Source organism: Actinophytocola sp., from assembly GCF_036002505.1.
In the GTDB taxonomy this organism is placed as follows: Bacteria; Actinomycetota; Actinomycetes; order Mycobacteriales; family Pseudonocardiaceae; genus DASYTH01.
In genome coordinates this window covers 1-2,980 of sequence record NZ_DASYTH010000087.1, presented here as the reverse complement: position 1 = coordinate 2,980, position 2,980 = coordinate 1, and the positions used below count along the sequence as shown (strand labels likewise).

At 67.7% G+C, this 2,980-nt stretch carries 2 protein-coding genes and 1 pseudogene; all 3 read left to right on the top strand.

Features of this window, described 5'->3' with window-relative positions:
- The coding region (locus tag VGR06_RS06710; protein ID WP_327558086.1) for an endo-1,4-beta-xylanase at positions 1–967 on the top strand (967 nt) is incomplete at its 5' end.
- 40 nt (positions 968–1,007) lie between these two features.
- The gene (locus VGR06_RS06705) at positions 1,008–2,525 is read left to right on the top strand and encodes a non-reducing end alpha-L-arabinofuranosidase family hydrolase (protein WP_327558085.1); all 1,518 of its coding nucleotides are present in this window, start codon (positions 1,008–1,010) and stop codon (positions 2,523–2,525) included.
- Between the two features lie 113 nt (positions 2,526–2,638).
- Positions 2,639–2,980, top strand: a pseudogene (locus VGR06_RS06700) (alpha-galactosidase); the annotation flags it as partial.

The following is a 2,980-nucleotide window of genomic DNA, read 5'->3' as shown; positions in this document are numbered from 1 at the left end:
CGGCCAGATCTATGCCTGGGACGTGGTCAACGAAGCGTTCGCCGACGGCGGCAGCGGCCAGCTGCGCAGCTCGGTGTTCCGCGACCGGCTGGGTACCGGGTTCCTCGAGGAGGCCTTCCGCACCGCCCGCACCGCCGACCCGGCCGCCAAACTCTGCTACAACGACTACAGCATCGAAGACTGGAACGCGGCCAAAACCCAGGGCGTGTTCCGGATGGTCCAGGACTTCCGGTCCCGCGGTGTGCCGATCGACTGTGTCGGGTTCCAGTCCCACTTCGGCAGCGGCCCACCCAGCAACTTCCAGACCACGCTGGCCAACTTCGCCGCCCTCGGGGTGGATGTGCAGCTCACCGAGCTCGACATCGCCCAAGCCCCCGCCAACTCCTACGCCAGCACCGTGCAAGCCTGCATCAACGTGGCCCGCTGTGCCGGCATCACCACCTGGGGCGTCCGCGACAGCGACTCCTGGCGCTCCAGCGAAAACCCACTGCTCTTCGACCGCAGCGGCAACCCCAAACCCGCCTACAACTCCACCCTCACCGTGCTGAACGGCACCGGCACCCCGCCACCGGCCACCCGGGTGGTCAGCCTGCGCGCGCACGCGAACAACAACTTCGTCGCCGCGGAGAACGCCGGGGCGAGCGCGCTGATCGCCAACCGCACGTCGGTCGGCACCTGGGAGCAGTTCGACCTGATCAGCAATGCTGACGGCAGCGTGAGCCTCCGGGCGCACGCCAACAACAACTTCGTCACCGCCGAGAACGCCGGGGCCAGCGCGCTGATCGCCAACCGCACCGCGATCGGGCCCTGGGAGGAGTTCGACCTCATCCGCAACACCGACGGCAGTGTCAGCCTGCGGGCGCACGCCAACAGCAGGATCGTCACCGCGGAGAACGCCGGGGCCAGCCCGCTGATCGCGGCGCGGACCTCTGTCGGAACGTGGGAGGAGTTCGACCTCATCGGCTGACCGGCACGAATCACCTATCACCTCAATGCGGAGGAACGACATGCGTATCCCACGGAAGGCTCGGCGAACGGGGCGGCGGGCGGCGCTCGTCACGATCATGGCTCTGCTGGCCGGTTTCCTGCTTGCGGCCGGTCCACAGGCACAGGCCGCGACGGTCGACCCGGCGGCCTGGTACGTGCTGGTCAACCGGAACAGCGGCAAGGCGATGGACGTGTCCGGCGTGTCCACAAGCGACGGTGCGGCCATCCAGCAGTGGGCCCGGCACGACGGGTCCAACCAGCAGTTCCAGTTCGTCGACTCGGGCGGCGGCTTTTTCCGGTTGAAGGCGCGGCACTCGAGCAAGGTGCTGGACGTGCCCAGTTCGTCGACCGCGGAGGGAGCCGCCCTCCAGCAGTGGACCGACCACAACGGAACCAACCAGCAGTTCCGGCTGGCCGACTCGGCCGGCGGCCTCGTTCGGCTGATCAACCGCAACAGCGGCAAAACCGCCACGGTGCAAGGGAGTTCCACCGCCGACGGAGCCAGGGTCGTCCAGTCGACGGACACGGACGCGGCCAGCCAGCAATGGCAGCTGTTCCGCATCGACGCCCCGTCGGGTTCGCTGCCGTCGACCTTCCGGTGGTCGTCCAGCGGCGTGCTGGCCGGCCCGAAGCCGGATGCCCAGCACCCCGACATCTTGGCGATCAAGGACTTCTCGGTGGTGCGGTTCAACAACCAGTGGCTGATCTACGCCACCACGGCCCGTCCGTCCGGGTGGAGCCTGGTCGAGTTCAGCTTCGGCGACTGGCCGCAGGCCGCGGCCGCGCAGCACACCTACCTGGACACCGCCTCGGCGATCGGGCCGGGGTACCGCGCCGCGCCGCAGCTGTTCTTCTTCGCCCCGCAGAACCTGTGGTACCTGGTCTACCAGAGCGCCCCGCCGACGTTCTCGACCAGCACCAACCCGGCCGACCCGCGCTCCTGGTCGGCGCCGCGCACGTTCATCGCCAACGAGCCGCCGATCGTCACCCAGAACAAGGGACCAGGCACCTGGATCGACTTCTGGGTGATCTGTGACAGTGCCAACTGCTTCCTGTTCTTCAGCGACGACAACGGCCACATCTACCGGGCCCAGACCACCATGGCCAACTTCCCCAACGGGTTCGGCAACACCCAGATCGTGCTGTCCGACAGCAGGTTCTCGCTGTTCGAGGCCACCAACGTGTACAAGGTCCAGGGCCAGAACCAGTACCTGCTGATTCAGGAGGCCATCGGCTCGGACGGGCGGCGCTGGTTCCGGTCCTACACCTCCACCAGCCTCACCGGCAGCTGGACCCCGCTCGCCAACACCGAAGCCAATCCGTTCGCCCGCGCCAACAACGTCACCTTCCCCAACGGGCAATGGACCCGGGATATCAGCCACGGCGAGATGATCCGGGCCGGCAACGACCAGACCCTGACCATCAACCCGTGCCGGCTGCAGTACGTGTACCAGGGCATGGATCCCAACGCCAGCGGTGAGTACATCCGGCTGCCCTGGCGGATGGGCCTGCTCACCCAGACGAACTCGACCTGCTGAGCATTCGGGGCCGATGGGAGGGAAGGAACGTGACGTTGCTGCCGTAGAGAGAAAGCAATGTCACGTTGCTTCCCTCCCAACCTCGGATCAAGATCAACTCGGGAGAGGCGATCATGCACTCACGATCACGCGGGCTGTTCATGGCCGCGGCGGTGGCGGTGGCCCTGTTCACCGCGGCGCCGCACCAGCCATCAGCCCTGGCCGCGCCCGGGAGCCCGGCGCTGATCCCGCCGTTGGGGTGGAATGACTGGAACAGTTTCGGGTGCAACGTCAACGAGACGGTGATCCGTCAGGCGGCCGACGCGATGGTGAGCTCGGGGATGCGGGACGCGGGCTACCAGTACGTCGTGGTCGACGACTGCTGGTTCGACCCGCAGCGCGACGCGGCGGGCAACCTGCGGGGCAGCCCGACGCGGTTCCCCGGCGGCATGCGGGCGCTGGGCGACTACATCCAC